General features: G+C 41.8%; 9 protein-coding genes. 2 read left to right on the top strand and 7 right to left on the bottom strand.

Features of this window, described 5'->3' with window-relative positions; all coding sequences use genetic code 11:
- From ACT3CD_RS08220 to mltG, 7 genes are all read right to left on the bottom strand, one after another.
- The coding region (locus ACT3CD_RS08220; RefSeq protein ID WP_444644682.1) for a GLUG motif-containing protein at positions 1–3,965 on the bottom strand (3,965 nt) is incomplete at its 3' end.
- Positions 3,966–4,345: 380 nt separating this feature from the next.
- Positions 4,346–5,659 carry a DEAD/DEAH box helicase gene (locus ACT3CD_RS08225; protein WP_444644684.1) on the bottom strand — a complete coding sequence of 438 codons (1,314 nt, stop codon included), beginning with the start codon at positions 5,657–5,659 and terminating at the stop codon, positions 4,346–4,348.
- 430 nt (positions 5,660–6,089) lie between these two features.
- Complete coding sequence (locus ACT3CD_RS08230; protein WP_444644686.1) at positions 6,090–7,064, bottom strand: bile acid:sodium symporter family protein; 975 nt, start codon at positions 7,062–7,064, stop codon at positions 6,090–6,092.
- A gap of 84 nt (positions 7,065–7,148) precedes the next feature.
- On the bottom strand, positions 7,149–7,796 hold the full coding sequence (locus ACT3CD_RS08235) for a carboxymuconolactone decarboxylase family protein (RefSeq protein WP_444644688.1): 648 nt from the start codon (positions 7,794–7,796) through the stop codon (positions 7,149–7,151).
- Positions 7,797–7,913: 117 nt separating this feature from the next.
- A complete protein-coding gene (locus tag ACT3CD_RS08240) occupies positions 7,914–8,567 on the bottom strand; it encodes a LolA family protein (RefSeq protein ID WP_444644690.1) in 654 nt (217 codons plus the stop codon).
- Positions 8,568–8,894: 327 nt separating this feature from the next.
- Positions 8,895–11,258: a DNA translocase FtsK 4TM domain-containing protein gene (locus ACT3CD_RS08245; RefSeq protein WP_444644692.1), complete on the bottom strand. Its 2,364-nt coding sequence runs from the start codon at positions 11,256–11,258 to the stop codon at positions 8,895–8,897.
- A gap of 783 nt (positions 11,259–12,041) precedes the next feature.
- Positions 12,042–13,079: an endolytic transglycosylase MltG gene (mltG, locus tag ACT3CD_RS08250; protein WP_444644694.1), complete on the bottom strand. Its 1,038-nt coding sequence runs from the start codon at positions 13,077–13,079 to the stop codon at positions 12,042–12,044.
- 349 nt (positions 13,080–13,428) lie between these two features.
- Here mltG and ACT3CD_RS08255 point away from each other — a divergent pair, with 349 nt between their 5' ends.
- Positions 13,429–13,947, top strand: coding sequence for an SPOR domain-containing protein (locus ACT3CD_RS08255; protein ID WP_444644696.1), 519 nt, complete (start codon positions 13,429–13,431; stop codon positions 13,945–13,947).
- A 28-nt stretch (positions 13,948–13,975) separates the two neighbouring features.
- Complete coding sequence (locus tag ACT3CD_RS08260; protein ID WP_444644698.1) at positions 13,976–15,166, top strand: FprA family A-type flavoprotein; 1,191 nt, start codon at positions 13,976–13,978, stop codon at positions 15,164–15,166.
- Positions 15,167–15,876: the final 710 nt, after the last annotated feature.

Raw genomic sequence — 15,876 nt, forward strand, 5'->3', positions numbered from 1 at the left:
GATGAATAATCATTATATCCAACCAAACCACCTACATCAGAACTTCCTGAAACCGAGCCAATGGAATAACTATTATTGACTGATGAAGATAAATAATTAGATCCTACCAGGCCACCAGCATAAGTATCTCCGGAAACCGAACTGGTGGAATAACTATTATTGACTGATGATGATGAATAATTATATCCTACCAGGCCACCAACATTATAATATCCGAAAACCGAGCCGGTGGAATAACTATTATTGACCTGTGATGTTGAAGAATTAAATCCTACCAAACCACCAACATAATAATATCCTTGTATATAGACATTAGTAAGCCCTAAGTTATCAATGCTTGCACCACTGGCATAACCAAATAGTCCAACATAATAAGTTGATGAACGATTAATGGTTAGTCCATCTATCGTATAACCTTGCCCATTGTAGTTTCCCGTAAACCTGGTTGTACTGTTACCAATGGGCGAAAAACCAGCTCCTTCGTTCCAATTTCGGGTATCTGAAGCGTCAATATCAGCTGTTTGCTCAAAATAGTAGCTCTTATCCCATAATGAGGATGTTTCGGATAATGATTTTAAATCGTCCAGTGAAGTAATTTTAAAAGGATCACTCACTGTTCCCTGACCACTTAAATCAGTTACCGTAATGGTATAATTATAAACAGCTTGCAATCCATCGCCATCACTTACCCTAATTTCGACTTCGTAATCGCCCAATACTGTTGGTGTCCAACTAAGAATACTATCCTGCATAACTAACATTCCATCAGGTGATTTTAGCAACTCCAGGGTCACGACAGGATTATCCATGGTTACCACTTGTATGGTATCGAGATATTCGACATTTACTTTGGCTGTCTTTTTAAAAACAGGTAAAATAACAGGCGCATCTGCCACATTAATCAAGCGTGGAAAAGAAATCCCCTCAGTAATTTCCCAATTATTTTCAAAATCCCAACCGGTAAAACGACTGCTTTGCTTCATTTGGGCCGTGGTGAGTGCCGTTACTGTTTGACTGTCAATCTCATCGTAACCCAAACCGGAAGATTGACCACTTGTCTCGCTATTGTAATAACTATTGCTTATTGTTGATGAATAACTATTATATCCAACCAAACCTCCGACATCAGAACTCCCTGAAGCCGAGCCTGTGGAATAACAATCATTTACTGATGATGAAAAAGAATTAGATCCGACCAGGCCTCCTGCATAATTGTCTCCGGAAACCGAACCGGTGGAATAACTATTATTTACCTGTGAGGATGAAGAATTATATCCTACCAGACCACCAACATTAGAATATCCGAAAACCGAGCCGGTGGAATAACAATCATTTACTGAGGATAAAGAATAATTATATCCGACCAAACCTCCGACAGAAGAAGATCCTTGTATATACACATTAGTAAGCCCTAAGCTATCAATGCTTGCACCACTGGCATAACCAAATAGGCCAACATAATAAGTTGATGAACGATTAATGATTAGTCCATCTATCGTATAACCTTTCCCGTTGTAGTTTCCCGTAAACCTGGTTGTGCTGTTACCAATGGGAGAAAAGCCAGCTCCATCGTTCCAGGTACCGGTTTCTGAAGCGTCAATATTGGCTGTTTGCTCAAAATAGAAGCTCTTATCCCATAATGATGATGTTTCGGATAACATTCTTAACTCGTCGAGCGACGTAATTTTAAAAGGATCACTCACTGTTCCCTGCCCACTTAAACTAGTTACCGTAATGGTATAATTAGAAATAGCATACAAGCCATCGCCATCGCTCACCATTATTTCGACTTCGTAATCGCCCGATGCCGTTGGTGTCCAACTAACAATACTGTCCTGTATCAATGACATGCCATCAGGGTACTGTAGCAATTCAAAGGTAACGGCAGGGTTATCCATGATTACCACTTGTATGGTATCGAGATATTCGACATCTACTTTGGCTATCTCTTTAAAAACAGGTAAAAGAACAGGCGCATCTGCCACATTAATCAAGCGTGGAAAAGAAATTCCCTCAGTAATTTCCCAATTATTTTCAAAATCCCAACCGGTAAAACGACTGCTTTGCTTCATTTGGGCCGTGGTGAGTGCCGTTACTGTTTGACTGTTACTCTCATCGTAACCCAAACCGGAAGATTGACCACTTGTCTCGCTATTGTAATAACTATCGCTTATTGTTGCTGAATAATTAGATCCTACCAAGCCACCTACACCATAACTGCCAGAAACCGAGCCAATGGAATAACTATTATTTACTAATGAATGAGAATCATTATATCCAACCAAACCACCAACATAATTATAGCCCGAAACCGAGCAGGCGGAGTAACTATTATTGACCTGTGATGATGAAGAATTATATCCTATCAAACCACCAGCATAAGAACTCCCCGAAACAGAACCCGTGGAGTAACTATTATTGACCTGTGATGTTGAAGAATTAAATCCTACCAAACCACCAACATAATAATATCCTTGTATATAGACATTAGTAAGCCCTAAGCTATCAATGCTTGCACCACTGGCATAACCAAATAGTCCAACATAATTAGTTGATGAACGATTAATGGTTAGTCCATCTATCGAATAACCATGCCCGTTGTAATTGCCGGTAAATTGAGTTGTCCTATTTCCTATGGGTGAAAAGCCAGCTCCATCGTCCCAATTACGGGTTTCTGAAGCGTCAATATCGGCTGTTTGCTCAAAATAGTAGCTCTCATCCCATAATGATGATGTTTCGGATAACATTCTTAACTCGTCGAGCGACGTAATTTTAAAAGGATGACTGACTGTTCCCTGTCCACTTAAACTAGTTACCGTAATGGTATAATTAGAAATAGCATACAAGCCATCGCCATCGCTCACCATTATTTCGACTTCGTAATCGCCCAATGCCGTTGGTGTCCAACTAACAATACTGTCCTGCATAACTAACATTCCATCAGGTGATTTTAGCAACTCCAGGGTCACGTCAGAATTATCCATGGTTACCACTTGTATGGTATCGAGATATTCGACATCTACTTTGGCTGTCTTTTTAAAAACAGGTAAAATAACAGGCGCATCTGCCACATCAATCAAGCGTGGAAAAGAAATCCCCTCAGTAATTTCCCAATTATTTTCAAAATCCCAACCGGTAAAACGACTGCTTTGTTTCATTTGGGCTATGGTAAGTGCCGTTACTGTTTGACTGTTATCATCTGAACCCAAACCAGAAGATTGACCACTTGTTTCGCTATTGTAATAACTATCGCTTATTGTTGCTGAATAATTAGATCCTACCAAGCCACCTACACCATAACTGCCTAAAACCAAGCCAGTGGAATAACTAATATTTACCTGTGATGATGAAGAATTACGTCCTACCAACCCTCCAACAAGATCATCGCCCGAAACCGAGCAGGTGGAGTAACTATTATTTACCCGTGATGATGAATAATTAAGTCCTATCAATCCACCTACAGAAGAACTCCCCGAAACATACCCCGTGGAGTAACTATTATTTACCTGTGATGATAAAAAATTACGTCCTACCAAACCACCAACATTATAATATCCTTGTATATAGACATTAGTAAGCCCTAAGCTATCAATGCTTGCACCACTGGCATAACCAAATAGGCCAACATAATTAGTTGATGAACGATTAATAGTCAGTCCATCTATCGAATAACCATGCCCGTTGTAGTTTCCCGTAAACATGGTTGTGCTGTTACCAATGGGCGAAAAACCAGCCCCATCGTCCCAGGTACTGGTTTCTGAAGCATCAATATTGGCTGTTTGCTCAAAATAACTATTCCAGGATGTCTGATTTTGAGATATCCAATACAAGTTTTCGAGAGAAATAATCTGGTAAGGATCGCTTTCGGTACCGCTGCCAGCAGAAGGTGCGGTGGCTGTTTGCGCCCATGCGCTTGCGCCGGTGATAAAGCACAGCCACAAAAAAAGTAAAAGTTTTTGGTTCATGAGTTAAGATATAAATTTGATTTGTCAGATGAAACTAACATAAAAAAATCATCACAATGTTTGAGATTTATTTTTTCATGATCATTTCATCTCAATAAAATAATTAATAGTCTTGCATAAACATTCGATAAAACGCAACAAAAATGGCCGTACCCTTCTCTGAAATTGAGTAATCGTATATGAGAAATATATCGCTATGGCCATTTCATCTATACTAAAATTGACAGAAAGCTTGACTTATTGATGTAAACAGTAAACAGTAAACATATTACCAATTTATTTTTGAGTGACTAAATTCGTAAAAAAACGTAAAAAATCACAAAAAACATCTATAATTTCTCAATTCGGCCACAAAAGACCGGATTTTTGGTGTTTTGATCCTATTCTACAATAGTAACTCTGACTTTCTTCTTTTTAAGACGGGTATTGTCCACCAACTTTAGCAATTGATTTACTTTGCTCGCTTTCACTGCCACAAAAGCACAATCCTGTTTAAGTTCGATGGTTCCCAACTGATCGCTGCCGAGCTTTCCCTGTTTAAAAAAAAGACCTGCAATATCACCCTTCGAAATTTTATCCTTACGTCCACCAGAAACAAAAAGTGTTTGCCATTCAGAATCAGCAGGCCTCGGAGCATTTTCCAACACTTCGATCTCAGCATCCTCAATAAAATCGGGTAACTTCTCCTTTTCCCATTTCAATACATAAGCGGTTCCATCACTGAACATACGAGCCGTACGGCCGTTTCGATGAGTAAATTCAGACCCCTTATGTGGCAGTTGATAATGAATAATGAATTTCAATTCCGGGATATCCAACCCACGGGCGGCCAGATCGGTTGCCACAATCAATTGATATGTCCCGTTTCGGAATTTTATCAGTACCCGCTCCCGGTCTTTTTGTTCCATACCACCCGAGAAACAACCATGATTGATCTTATGTCTGGTTAAGAAATCACTCACCTCCTGGATGGTTTCTTTAAAATTACAGAAGATAATTCCGGGATGATTACCAATATGACTCAAGGTTTTGACTAAGGTCTCTAACTTATTTTTTGATGGAGAAATAACGATCTTTATGGTTAACTGTCTTGTTTTCTCACTTAAAAAATTGATAATCTCAGGCTTATCCAATCCTACAAATTCAGGAATTTCAATGTTCTGGGTTGCTGATGTCAGTATTCGTTTTTTTAAATTAGGTAATCCGGTCACAATCTCAGTCATCTCCTTTTCGAATCCGACTTCCAGCGACTTATCAAATTCATCGAGCACAATAGTCCTGATTTTCTCGGTCGAAAAACGTTCTCTACGCATGTGATCAGCAACACGTCCCGGCGTACCAATCAAAATGGCAGGACGATGCTTCAACTCCTCTTTATCTTTCGATCCGGATCTGCCACCATACACAGCATTGGCTTTATAACCTGTCCCCATTTCACGAATCACCTGTTCTATTTGAATCGCCAACTCACGCGACGGGACCAAAACAAGCGCCTGCACTTCGGGACATGCAGCGTCAAGTTGCGCAACAACAGGTAAAAGAAAAGCAAGCGTCTTACCTGTTCCAGTAGGAGAAAGCAAAACAACATCAGAATTGGAATTAATAGCCAACTGCGCTTCTTGCTGCATTGGATTAAGCTGCCCGATATTCAATTTTGCGAGAATATCCTTTTGATTCTTCTTTGTACTTGACATGCCGCAAATGTAGTACAATTTAAATTGGTTGAGTAATGAATAAATTGTTGCTGAATCCTATAAAATCACGCCCCAAAAAAATCATAAATTACAATCAGACAAAATCATAAAGGACAAACAAGCAACTTTATATAACATAAAAAATAAACTAATTATAATCACAAAAAAACGTTCACCACTAAAAACATGACAATTGTCAACAAAACAGTGACGTTAATCAATCATTTAATAAACCTATCGGTATAAAAGCTATTTTTACGAACGTTTAGAACGAAAATATAAAACAGACTATTATCAACAACAACATTTAAGATGTTCAAAATGATTGTTGATCAACCCTACCCTTAAACAATAATCATTTAAACGTCCCCTGACCAGAAACCCCTGTCCCAGCGTTGTTCCCGTTTACAACCTACAGGGGTTTCTTCATTTAATTACCTTTTTGCTTAGAGAATCGTTTCGCCAAAAAACCCACCACGACCAATTGCATCGCATGATATATCATTAATGGCAATAAAATCAACCCGGTACCGGCCACACCCGAAAAAAGAACGCCTGACATCACAGTTCCATGAATCAACGACTTCTTCGATCCGGAAAAAGAGGCCGTAATAGTATCCTCACGCGAAAACCGAAACCGAACAGCCAGACGGCTGACGATAAAATAAACCGTAAAAAAAAGGGCTACCGTCCCCATAAAAACAAGCAGCAAGTCGCCCCATCCGGTATTGTCAAAATAACCGGCCGTAAACGATTTACCAAACGACAAATAAACCACCAGTAAAATAACCGACTGATCAAAATTCTTTAAAAACGCCGCTCTATTCTGTGCCCAATGGCCCCAAAAACGATTCAGCAACAATCCGACAATAACAGGCATTAAAACCTGCGAAACCAGCTTTAAAAGAATCCCTGAAAGCGACCCGATGGAAAGCGGACCCGCACTTATAACCAACCCCATCAATAACGGAGTAATAAAAATACCTGCCAGACTCGATACAGTGGCGTTAAAAATAGCCCCCGGAACATTGCCCCTGGCGATTGACACCATCACCACCGACGACGATACCGTAGACGGTAAGGTGGCCAAAAAAAAGAAGCCCAACCAAAGCAAATGGGAATCGCCATTGCCAAATGCCAGAAAAAATGGCAACACCAACAAAGGAAATAAAACAAAGGTTGAAAGCTGCACCAATAAATGCAACCGCCAGTTACCCAAATCCTGTCGTAGCTTGCGCGGACTAAGCTTCAGACCGTAAAAAAAGAATATTAATGTAATACCAACATCGGCCACGTTATGCAGTGTAACGGGCCCGTCATAAACAGCAGGCCCGGGAAAAACCCGGGCGATGAAGATCATTGCCAGCAAAGCCGGCACAAACTTATCAAACTTCAAAAATTTCACGCTACTCTCTTTAAATAAATCATTGTTTGTCGGGTTAAACGTCACACATAAAACGACTCTTTAATTCAAAATCAAATGATAACGCTATTCGTTTGTAGTACTTTCATCAAGCCGTACGTTCGAAAACCCCATAAGAACTCGTAAAAAACCATGAATCAATGCAATCGGGAATAAAATAAATCCGGCTAGCTGCATCCCTAATTCATAAACCAACGAGCTGTCTTTATATGGATGCCCCTTCAGTCGTGATTGTAATGCGCTATAAGGAATTCCATAAATATTTCCCACAATCATTATTTGTGCAGCCGAAAGAATGATTTGAGCTTTTTCTTCACCGTATTCGGATATTATTGATTGATAAGCCTCTTTTTTTGGAAATCCACGCGATTCTGCAAAATGTTGAGCAAAAACAATTGCTTTGGCTTCTTCTTCTTTTATAAATGTACCATCCCCACTTAAAAAGCTATTTATTTCTTCGTTGCTCATGCCTTGTTTCAATGCCATATAAGTATGGGCGTACGAGCAGGCAGCACATCCGTTCACTTCAGTCACAGCCAATTGCAATCGCTCAATAAAATGCTTGCTGATTAATTTCTTTTTACTGTTTCCAATCATCTTTGCCGCAGCACCCGGAATCATAATAAGGGACCGGTACATTTCCCACAAACCAAATTTTCGTTTGTATTCAGTCCTTGAACTTATTACTTCCGGTATTTTTATGTCTTTTCTCATTAACGTTTTTTATCATTCACCTGACTATTAGCCGATACCAACACATACAATGTCAGCAAATCAGCATTGTTCCCGTACTAAAAAATGACACATGGGTTCACCTCTCCCGCCAAAATTTTATCTTAAATCAATAACCTCTACCCCGGGATGTTTAACGGGATCGAAATGAAAAACAGAATCTTCAACCGGCGTATTGACAACCATCGACTTAACATCAATAATATAGTTATTACCATCTTTTCCAACCTGCTTAACACGAGTTATCTGCCGGTTATCGCGATTAAAATAAAGCTTGATGCGCGAGTAAGACTTATCGCGTTGACTGGGGAATAAATCAATAATATCCATCACTTTCCCATCAATGGTAGTCTCACCGTCGTAGATGTAATTAAATCCCTTTTCGTAGTTGGAAAACAGGCTTACCGGATTCAGCATCTCATCCTCCATCATCGAAGGATCGGTGATATTAACTTCATTGGCGTCAATCATGTGTAACCACATAGTTTTGCCATCAAAATAACTGTCGGTACCCATTATATTGACTTTATACTTATCACCTTTAAGAATGATAGATCCCTGATGTGTGTCCGTGACATCGGCCTGTTTATTTTCAAGGGTAAACAAAAAATCTGCTTTTATGCTTGAATAGCTTTTGGTTTTGCTGGCTACCTTATCTAAAATACTCTTGGCTTTGAGCACTTCTGGACTCTGTGCCGACGATACCGCAGTAATCATCAGGAAAATCAAGGCTGTTATAACATTTCTCATCATAAAAATATTCAAATTAATAATTGATAATTTCGTTTCATCGGCAATAGCAATAACTATACCATCAATTTTGTGCTAATCCATAAAGGCGAGAGTTTGAAACGGAAATTTCCTGAGGCGGAAAGCAACCCCAATATCTCCTAAAATTCATGGCTCTCACATTAGAGCTGGGTTCTAATCATTTCTCTAAATTTTTACCGGACACCAATGATTTTAAATATAAAGTTCAAATTCAAGGCTTGCGAAGTCATAAAAATCAAGGAGTTTACTTTTCGTAAATGACTGTTTTTATGACAAGCGTAACGCAGAAGTTGACTTTATAGACAAACACTATTTAAACTGATTAAGCACCCCTTCCAGTTGCAGTTCATCTGCCACCAGCACCTGGCGGGCTTTACTCCCTTCAAAGGGACCGACAATACCGGCGGCCTCCAATTGATCAATGATACGTCCGGCGCGGTTATACCCTATTGAAAAACGGCGCTGAATAAGCGATGTAGAGCCCGACTGGTTGGCCACCACCACACGTGCCGCATCTTCAAACATGGGATCACGCTTACTCAAATCCACCTCTCCGGGTTCCTGCGCACTGCCCTCACCCACATATTCGGGCAGTAAAAAGGCCGTTGCATACCCCCTTTGTGAACCAATAAACTCGTTAATAGCTTCCACCTCCGGCGTATCCACAAAGGCACATTGTACACGTATTAAATCGCTGCCTTGCGAAATAAGCATGTCACCACGACCAATGAGATGATTGGCTCCGGGCGAATCCAGGATGGTACGGCTATCAATCATCGAGGCCACTTTAAAGGCAATACGTGTGGGAAAGTTTGCCTTTATAACCCCGGTTATAATATTGGTTGATGGACGCTGGGTAGCGATGATCATGTGAAGCCCAACCGCCCTTGCCAACTGGGCGATACGCGCAATGGGTAATTCCACTTCCTTGCCGGCTGTCATGATCAGATCCGCAAACTCATCAATAATCACGACAATGTATGGCAAAAAGCGATGCCCCTTTTCGGGATTCAACTCCCGCTTTATAAATTTATGATTGTACTCTTTAATGTTACGGGTATGAGCCTTTTTCAGCAATTCATACCGGTCTTCCATCTCAATAGTCAACGAATGTAACGTGCTTACCACCCGTTGCACATCCGTAATGATTGGATCTTCCTCGTCGGGCATCTTAGCCAGGAAATGACGCTCCAGCTTACTGTAAATATTCAACTCCACCTTTTTGGGATCGACCAGCACAAATTTTAATTGCGACGGATGTTTCTTATACAGCAAAGAGGTAATAATAGCGTTCAGACCAACCGATTTACCCTGACCGGTTGCCCCGGCCACCAAAAGGTGAGGCGCTTTGGCCAAATCAAAGACAAAAGTTTCATTGGCAATGGTCTTCCCCAAAGCCACCGGTAATTCAAATTTCGACGTCTGAAACTTTTTGGAGGTGATGATGGAGCGCATCGACACAATCTGCGGCTCCGAATTAGGCACTTCAATACCGATGGTTCCCTTGCCCGGTATGGGCGCAATAATCCGTATACCCAGTGCAGACAACGAAAGCGCTATGTCATCTTCCAGACTTTTTATTTTTGAAATCCGGACACCCGGCATTGGCACAATCTCATATAAGGTAATTGTAGGCCCTACCGTAGCCTGTATGGATCTGATCTGAATTTTATAATCTTCCAGGGTCTTGACAATCTGATTCTTGTTGTCAATCAACTCCTGTTCCGACACCTGTTTTATCTCTCCGGCATGGTCGGCCAACATATTAAATGTTGGCATTTTGTAGGATGACAAATCCAGCGTAGGATCGTAATCACCCTGTGGTACATTCTCGTTCTGATTCGTGGCCTCTTCATTGATCGCTGTTGCCACTTTAAACTCAAGTTGCGACGAGTCGGTCTCTTTGTCCTCTTTTTTCTCCGGGGTCTGCCGGACCTCAAATTTCATGGCCAGAGAACCGGGGTCATCAACCTCCTCCTCCACAGGTGGTGTCACTCTGGTAACCGGTGCCGGATTCTCCGGTGCAGCCGCAGCCGATACCGGAGACTTTTCCTTAAACTTAATACCGGTAATATTTTTCAACCATGGTATAAAGCGCTCATCATACACCGCCAGATAGATACCCAACGCCAAAAGCAAAAAAATTAAAGTTCCGACCCACCCCAGCGCCGACTTCAACCAGCTGCTGACAAAATAGCCATGTGCGCCGCCCAACAACAAATAACGATCGTAAGGGGTATGGATAAACAAAAAGCCCAGCGTGACCGATAGCCAGATGGTAATTAAAGCAGCATGAAAAATGGTCTTTTTGATGGGTAGAACACGGGCTCCCAACAGACGCATCCCCACCACAAACAATATCAGTATAATGGAAAACGACGCCACACCAAACCACTCATTAATCATCAGGTCGGCCAGAAAAGCGCCCATTTTTCCGGTGATATTATCCACACGAATAGAGGCATCGGTTACCAGATCCCAAAACGGGAGGTCAAACTTACTACGGTCGGCAGAGCCGGTACCGAAAAATGAAAGAAATGCCAATGTCAAAAAGAGAGAAAAGGCTACCGTAATCAACCCTAACGCAAATTTAAACTTGTCATTTTTAAATCCTTCGCGTAGTGAACCAACCGATTTTTTCCCTTTTACGGATTTCTTTTGTTTTCTTGCCATACTGAATAATATTTTGCTAACCCACAAAATTAAGGAAAACTATTACTCTAACAACTTCGACTGTCATTGTTTGCCAACTTATATCACACCTGCCCATAATTAGGATAATTCGTTGTTAAAAAAAGCAAACAATACATCGCGCGCCCCCTGACTCCCTTAAGGGGGAACTCCCCTCGCGCCGGGCAAAGCACCTGACACATTTACGAAGCAACACAAATACTAGTGAAACACAAAAAACCAGAAAGTGCTATGCCACATCCCCCCTCAAGGGGGGACCGAGGGGGGCAGAAACCAGAAAGCGCTTGCCAGCATCCACCCCAAAAAAAACTCACACCCCCCTGCCCCCCTTGAGGGGAAACCTCTTACGCGCATCATGGCGTAGCAACAAATAATTCCTGTTATCCCTCATTGCTATACGGGCTGAAAGCCCAGGTTAATTCAGCCCAATGGCAACGCCTTGGGGAAAATAACATAGCCAGAGATTAGCGCCCTGAAAGGGCAACTCAATTATTACATGCATATAACTGTACCTCCGGCCGTGAAATATAAATTTACTCCCGTAAATAAACATTCTGAGAACAAGCATAACGCAGAAGTTGACTTTATAGACGAACACAAACCAGAGCTTCTCCATAAACGAAGTGTTTGAAATATAAAGTTCAAATTCAAGGCTTGCGAAGTCATAAAAATCAAGAAGTTTACTTTTCGTAAATGACTGTTTTTATGACAAGCATAACGCAGAAGTTGACTTTATAGACAAACACGAACTAAATACCACAATAACTAACGGTATATCCTCAGTTGCCGCAGTGCCCGTCGATATTTGGCCGCATTAACATTATGCTGCCGCAAGGTACGTGCAAAACGATGATAACCTGTAAAGTCTTCACGGGCACACATATACAAATAATCGTGCACCTCATAATTCAAAACCGCATCAATGCCGGCAACCGAAGGCATACGAATAGGCCCCGGAGGCAAACCGGCATACATATAAGTGTTATAGGGGGAATCAATTTCCAGATCTTTGGTAAGAATACGTTTAACGGTAAAATCGCCCAACACAAATTTAATGGTCGGATCAGCCTGCAGCCGCATGCCTTTCTTCAAACGATTCAGATAAAGACCAGCCACGCGGGGTTTTTCGTCCCGTTTTATGGTTTCCTCATCCACTATTGATGCCAAAGTAGCCACCTCTTCGGGAGTTAAACCAATGGCCGCCGCCTTTTGCCGGCGTTCATCGTTCCAAAATTTCAGGTTCTCCTGTTTCATTCGTTTCAAAAAAGCCTCGGGCGTGGTGGTCCACCACATTTCATAGGTATTGGGAAGAATACAGGCCAAAAGCGTTTCACGCGAAAGATTCATCGTACTCAGCAGACTGTCGTTACGAAAGGCCGTCAAAAAAGCAATCGAATCGGGCTCCAGACCACGCGCCAATATACCGGCCAGATTGTCCGCAGTGCGGATATTATTAAACGTAATTTTTACAGCCGTCTGGTAGCCGCCTCTCAATTTATTAACCAGATCATTATTACTCATCCCCTCACGCAACAAATAGCGACCGCCATGGGTATGCCGGTCGTATCCCTTACGACGGGCCACACAGTCAAAGGCCTTCACATCCTTCAAAGCACCGCTATAAGTGATCAATGCCAAAACCTCGTCGTACGAAGGATTGGAAGGAATAAACAATTCCACAGGCCCCTCACCCGAATGCACCACATTGGGGCCAAAAAACATCCGGTAATATTTCAGGGAGGCCAACAATACGGCCAATAAAATCGCCGAAAGGACAAACAGTACGATAACTGTCTTTTTCATTCTATTCGTAGTATGTTTGATCTGCATCTTTTTCTAATATGTTATAAAATGATTAAGGCCATACCCGTTATTCACAAAGCCGGACTTTCCCGACAAAGTCTTAAACTTTGTTATATAAACGCCCAATAAACAATGACAAAATAAATAAAAAGAGTCGAGATTGAATAATCGCATCGGTTCAATTATCTTTGCCGGTAAACTTAACAGAAAATATATGGCAGCAAAAATAAAAAACCGGCAACGATCGTAAATTTCAGAAATAAAGGGCAATTCAGAATGTACCAATATTCATTTACGCCGGTCAAATAACTTTTTATCTGCCGGAGTCAATTATTTAAATTAAACAGATATGACACTTAAAAACATAACATTGATTGCAGCAACCATGCTACTGGTATCGTGTGCCAGCTGGCGGAAGGGTTCAACAAGTTTTAGCAGCGTTGACGATGTTTACGGCAATACCACAAAGCCTAAAGTAGTTGCAAAAACAGACCCGGAACCCAAAGTGGTGGTAAGAACAACGCCTGAACCAAAAATCGTGGTAAAACCCGAACCCGCAGCCGTAACAACGCCGCAACCCAAAATAGTGGTGCGCGAAGAACGCGTTGAGACCATTGAAAACGAAGGCCCTGACTTCAACTACTATGTGATCATAGGCTCCTTCCAATCATTGGAAAATGCACGTAATTTCAAGACACAACTGATAGCACAAGGCTTTACACCTGTTATTCTGAAAAGTGAAATAGGCTTTTACCGTGTTTCAGTAGCAGCCTTTAACGATGAAATGGCAACTCGTGATCGCATTAGCCAGATACGTCGGCAATATGAACAATACAGTGACGTCTGGCTGCTTAAAAAAAAGAAATAAACATATAATAACCGGAAAACAAGAAAACATGTATCAACCTGTTAATTTATCTGATGCTATTTATTATGTAGGCGTCAACGACCGACGCACCAACCTCTTTGAAAATATGTGGCCCCTCGAAAGAGGCATCGCCTATAACAGTTATCTGATCAACGATGAGAAGACGACCCTTATCGATACCGTCGAAATTGGTCATATCGACAAATTCCTAAAAAAAATAAAGTCCATCATCGGCGACAAACCCATCGATTACCTGGTAATCAACCACATGGAGCCCGACCACGCCGGCTCCATAGAGTTACTGACGAAGTTGTATCCCAACATGCAACTTGTCGGCAATAAAAAAACAGGCCCTATGGTAGCAGGCTTCTTTGGTATCAACGACCATTTTATAGAAGTAGCTGAAGGCGACACGCTGAACATCGGTAAACACACCCTTCAATTCTACATGATACCTATGGTTCACTGGCCCGAGACAATGATAACATGGGAAGCCTCCAATGGCATTGTTTTTTCAGGCGATGCCTTTGGCAGCTTCGGAACACTTGATGGTGGCATCTTCGACGATGAAATAGAATTCGAATATTTTGTGGATGAGATGCGGCGGTATTACTCCAATATTGTTGGCAAATACGGCAGCCCGGTGCAAAAAGCGCTGGAGAAATTAAAAGCTCTCGACATCAAAATAATTGCCGCCACGCATGGCCCCATCCTGCGCAGTCACATCGCCGATATGATAGAGATGTACGACCAGTGGAGCCGTTACGAAGCCGGAAAGGGCGTGGTTATAGCCTACGCATCGATGTATGGCTATACCGAAGAGATGGCCGAAGTAATAGCCCGTGAATTGGCATTGCAAGGCATCAAAGCCATCCGTATGTACGACGTATCAAAGACCCATGCCTCGCACATCATCTCCGATATCTTCAAATATAAAGGTGTCATTTTAGGCAGCCCCACCTATAACAACGAACTGCACCCCAATATGGAGTCGCTGGTAAATAAGCTGGAACACATGGGCGTTCAGAACCACTATCTGGCAACCTTTGGGTCGTTCACATGGGCCGGTGCCGCCGTAAAAAAACTAAACGCCTTCGCCGAAAAGGTAAAATGGGAAACTGTTGGCACGCCAGTGGAACAAAAACATGCACTCAAAGAAGACAAATATGAAGCCTGCCGCGCTGTCGCTGTGGCAATGGCTGATAAAATTAAACAGTGAACATTGAACAGTTAGCAGGGATATTTTAATTAGATCTGGTCATCTGATGAGTCTAATGAATATCCTTTTTCATACCTCATTTAGAGTCTGTCTGTAAAGTCCAACTTCTGCGTTACGCTTGCTCTCAAAATGGTCATTTACGGGAGTAAACTCACATTTTTCGAGCTGCGCAAACCTTGAATTTGAACTTTATAGCTCAAACTCCCGACTTTATGGACAGACTCTATTTAGTTAACGTCCGAAAGAGCGACCAACTTCAACCCCAGGCTAAGTCTGGGGTTTGTTGTATTTTCGAATAAACCTCACATCTTTCGTTACAGGTAATATTTTGTATTATTTGTAGTTTAAAATTGGGCAAACACTACGCCCCATGCCCCCTGCCCCCTTTAGGGGGAACCACTTACGCTCGGAATTTGGTAGTCAAACTACGGGGCGCAGTAACAAAATATTTCGGGTAATCTGTCATTGCTTTACGGACTGAAAGCCCAGCTTAATTCAGCCCAATGGCAACGCCTTGGGAAATACAAAAATCACCCATAATTGCGCCCTGAAAGGGCAAATAAAAAACATTTACGAAAACATGGATGGAGCGAGTCTAATAATTTGTAGTTAGCAAATAACCCAACGCATTCCCCCTGACCCCCTTCAGGGGGAACTCCCGGCGCCTGGCAAAGCAATTAACACATTTACGAAACAACCAAAATACTAGT

The organism is Geofilum sp. OHC36d9, from assembly GCF_052400685.1.
GTDB lineage: Bacteria > Bacteroidota > Bacteroidia > Bacteroidales > Marinilabiliaceae > CAZHHH01.

What these genes read in the sequence shown, in the direction of transcription:
- ACT3CD_RS08225 (WP_444644684.1), bottom strand. Translation starts at nt 5,659, where the DNA reads ATGTCAAGTACAAAGAAGAATCAAAAGGATATTCTCGCAAAATTGAAT.
- ACT3CD_RS08235 (WP_444644688.1), bottom strand. Translation starts at nt 7,796, where the DNA reads ATGAGAAAAGACATAAAAATACCGGAAGTAATAAGTTCAAGGACTGAA.
- ACT3CD_RS08240 (WP_444644690.1), bottom strand. Translation starts at nt 8,567, where the DNA reads ATGATGAGAAATGTTATAACAGCCTTGATTTTCCTGATGATTACTGCG.
- ACT3CD_RS08245 (WP_444644692.1), bottom strand. Translation starts at nt 11,258, where the DNA reads ATGGCAAGAAAACAAAAGAAATCCGTAAAAGGGAAAAAATCGGTTGGT.
- mltG (WP_444644694.1), bottom strand. Translation starts at nt 13,079, where the DNA reads ATGAAAAAGACAGTTATCGTACTGTTTGTCCTTTCGGCGATTTTATTG.
- ACT3CD_RS08255 (WP_444644696.1), top strand. Translation starts at nt 13,429, where the DNA reads ATGACACTTAAAAACATAACATTGATTGCAGCAACCATGCTACTGGTA.
- ACT3CD_RS08260 (WP_444644698.1), top strand. Translation starts at nt 13,976, where the DNA reads ATGTATCAACCTGTTAATTTATCTGATGCTATTTATTATGTAGGCGTC.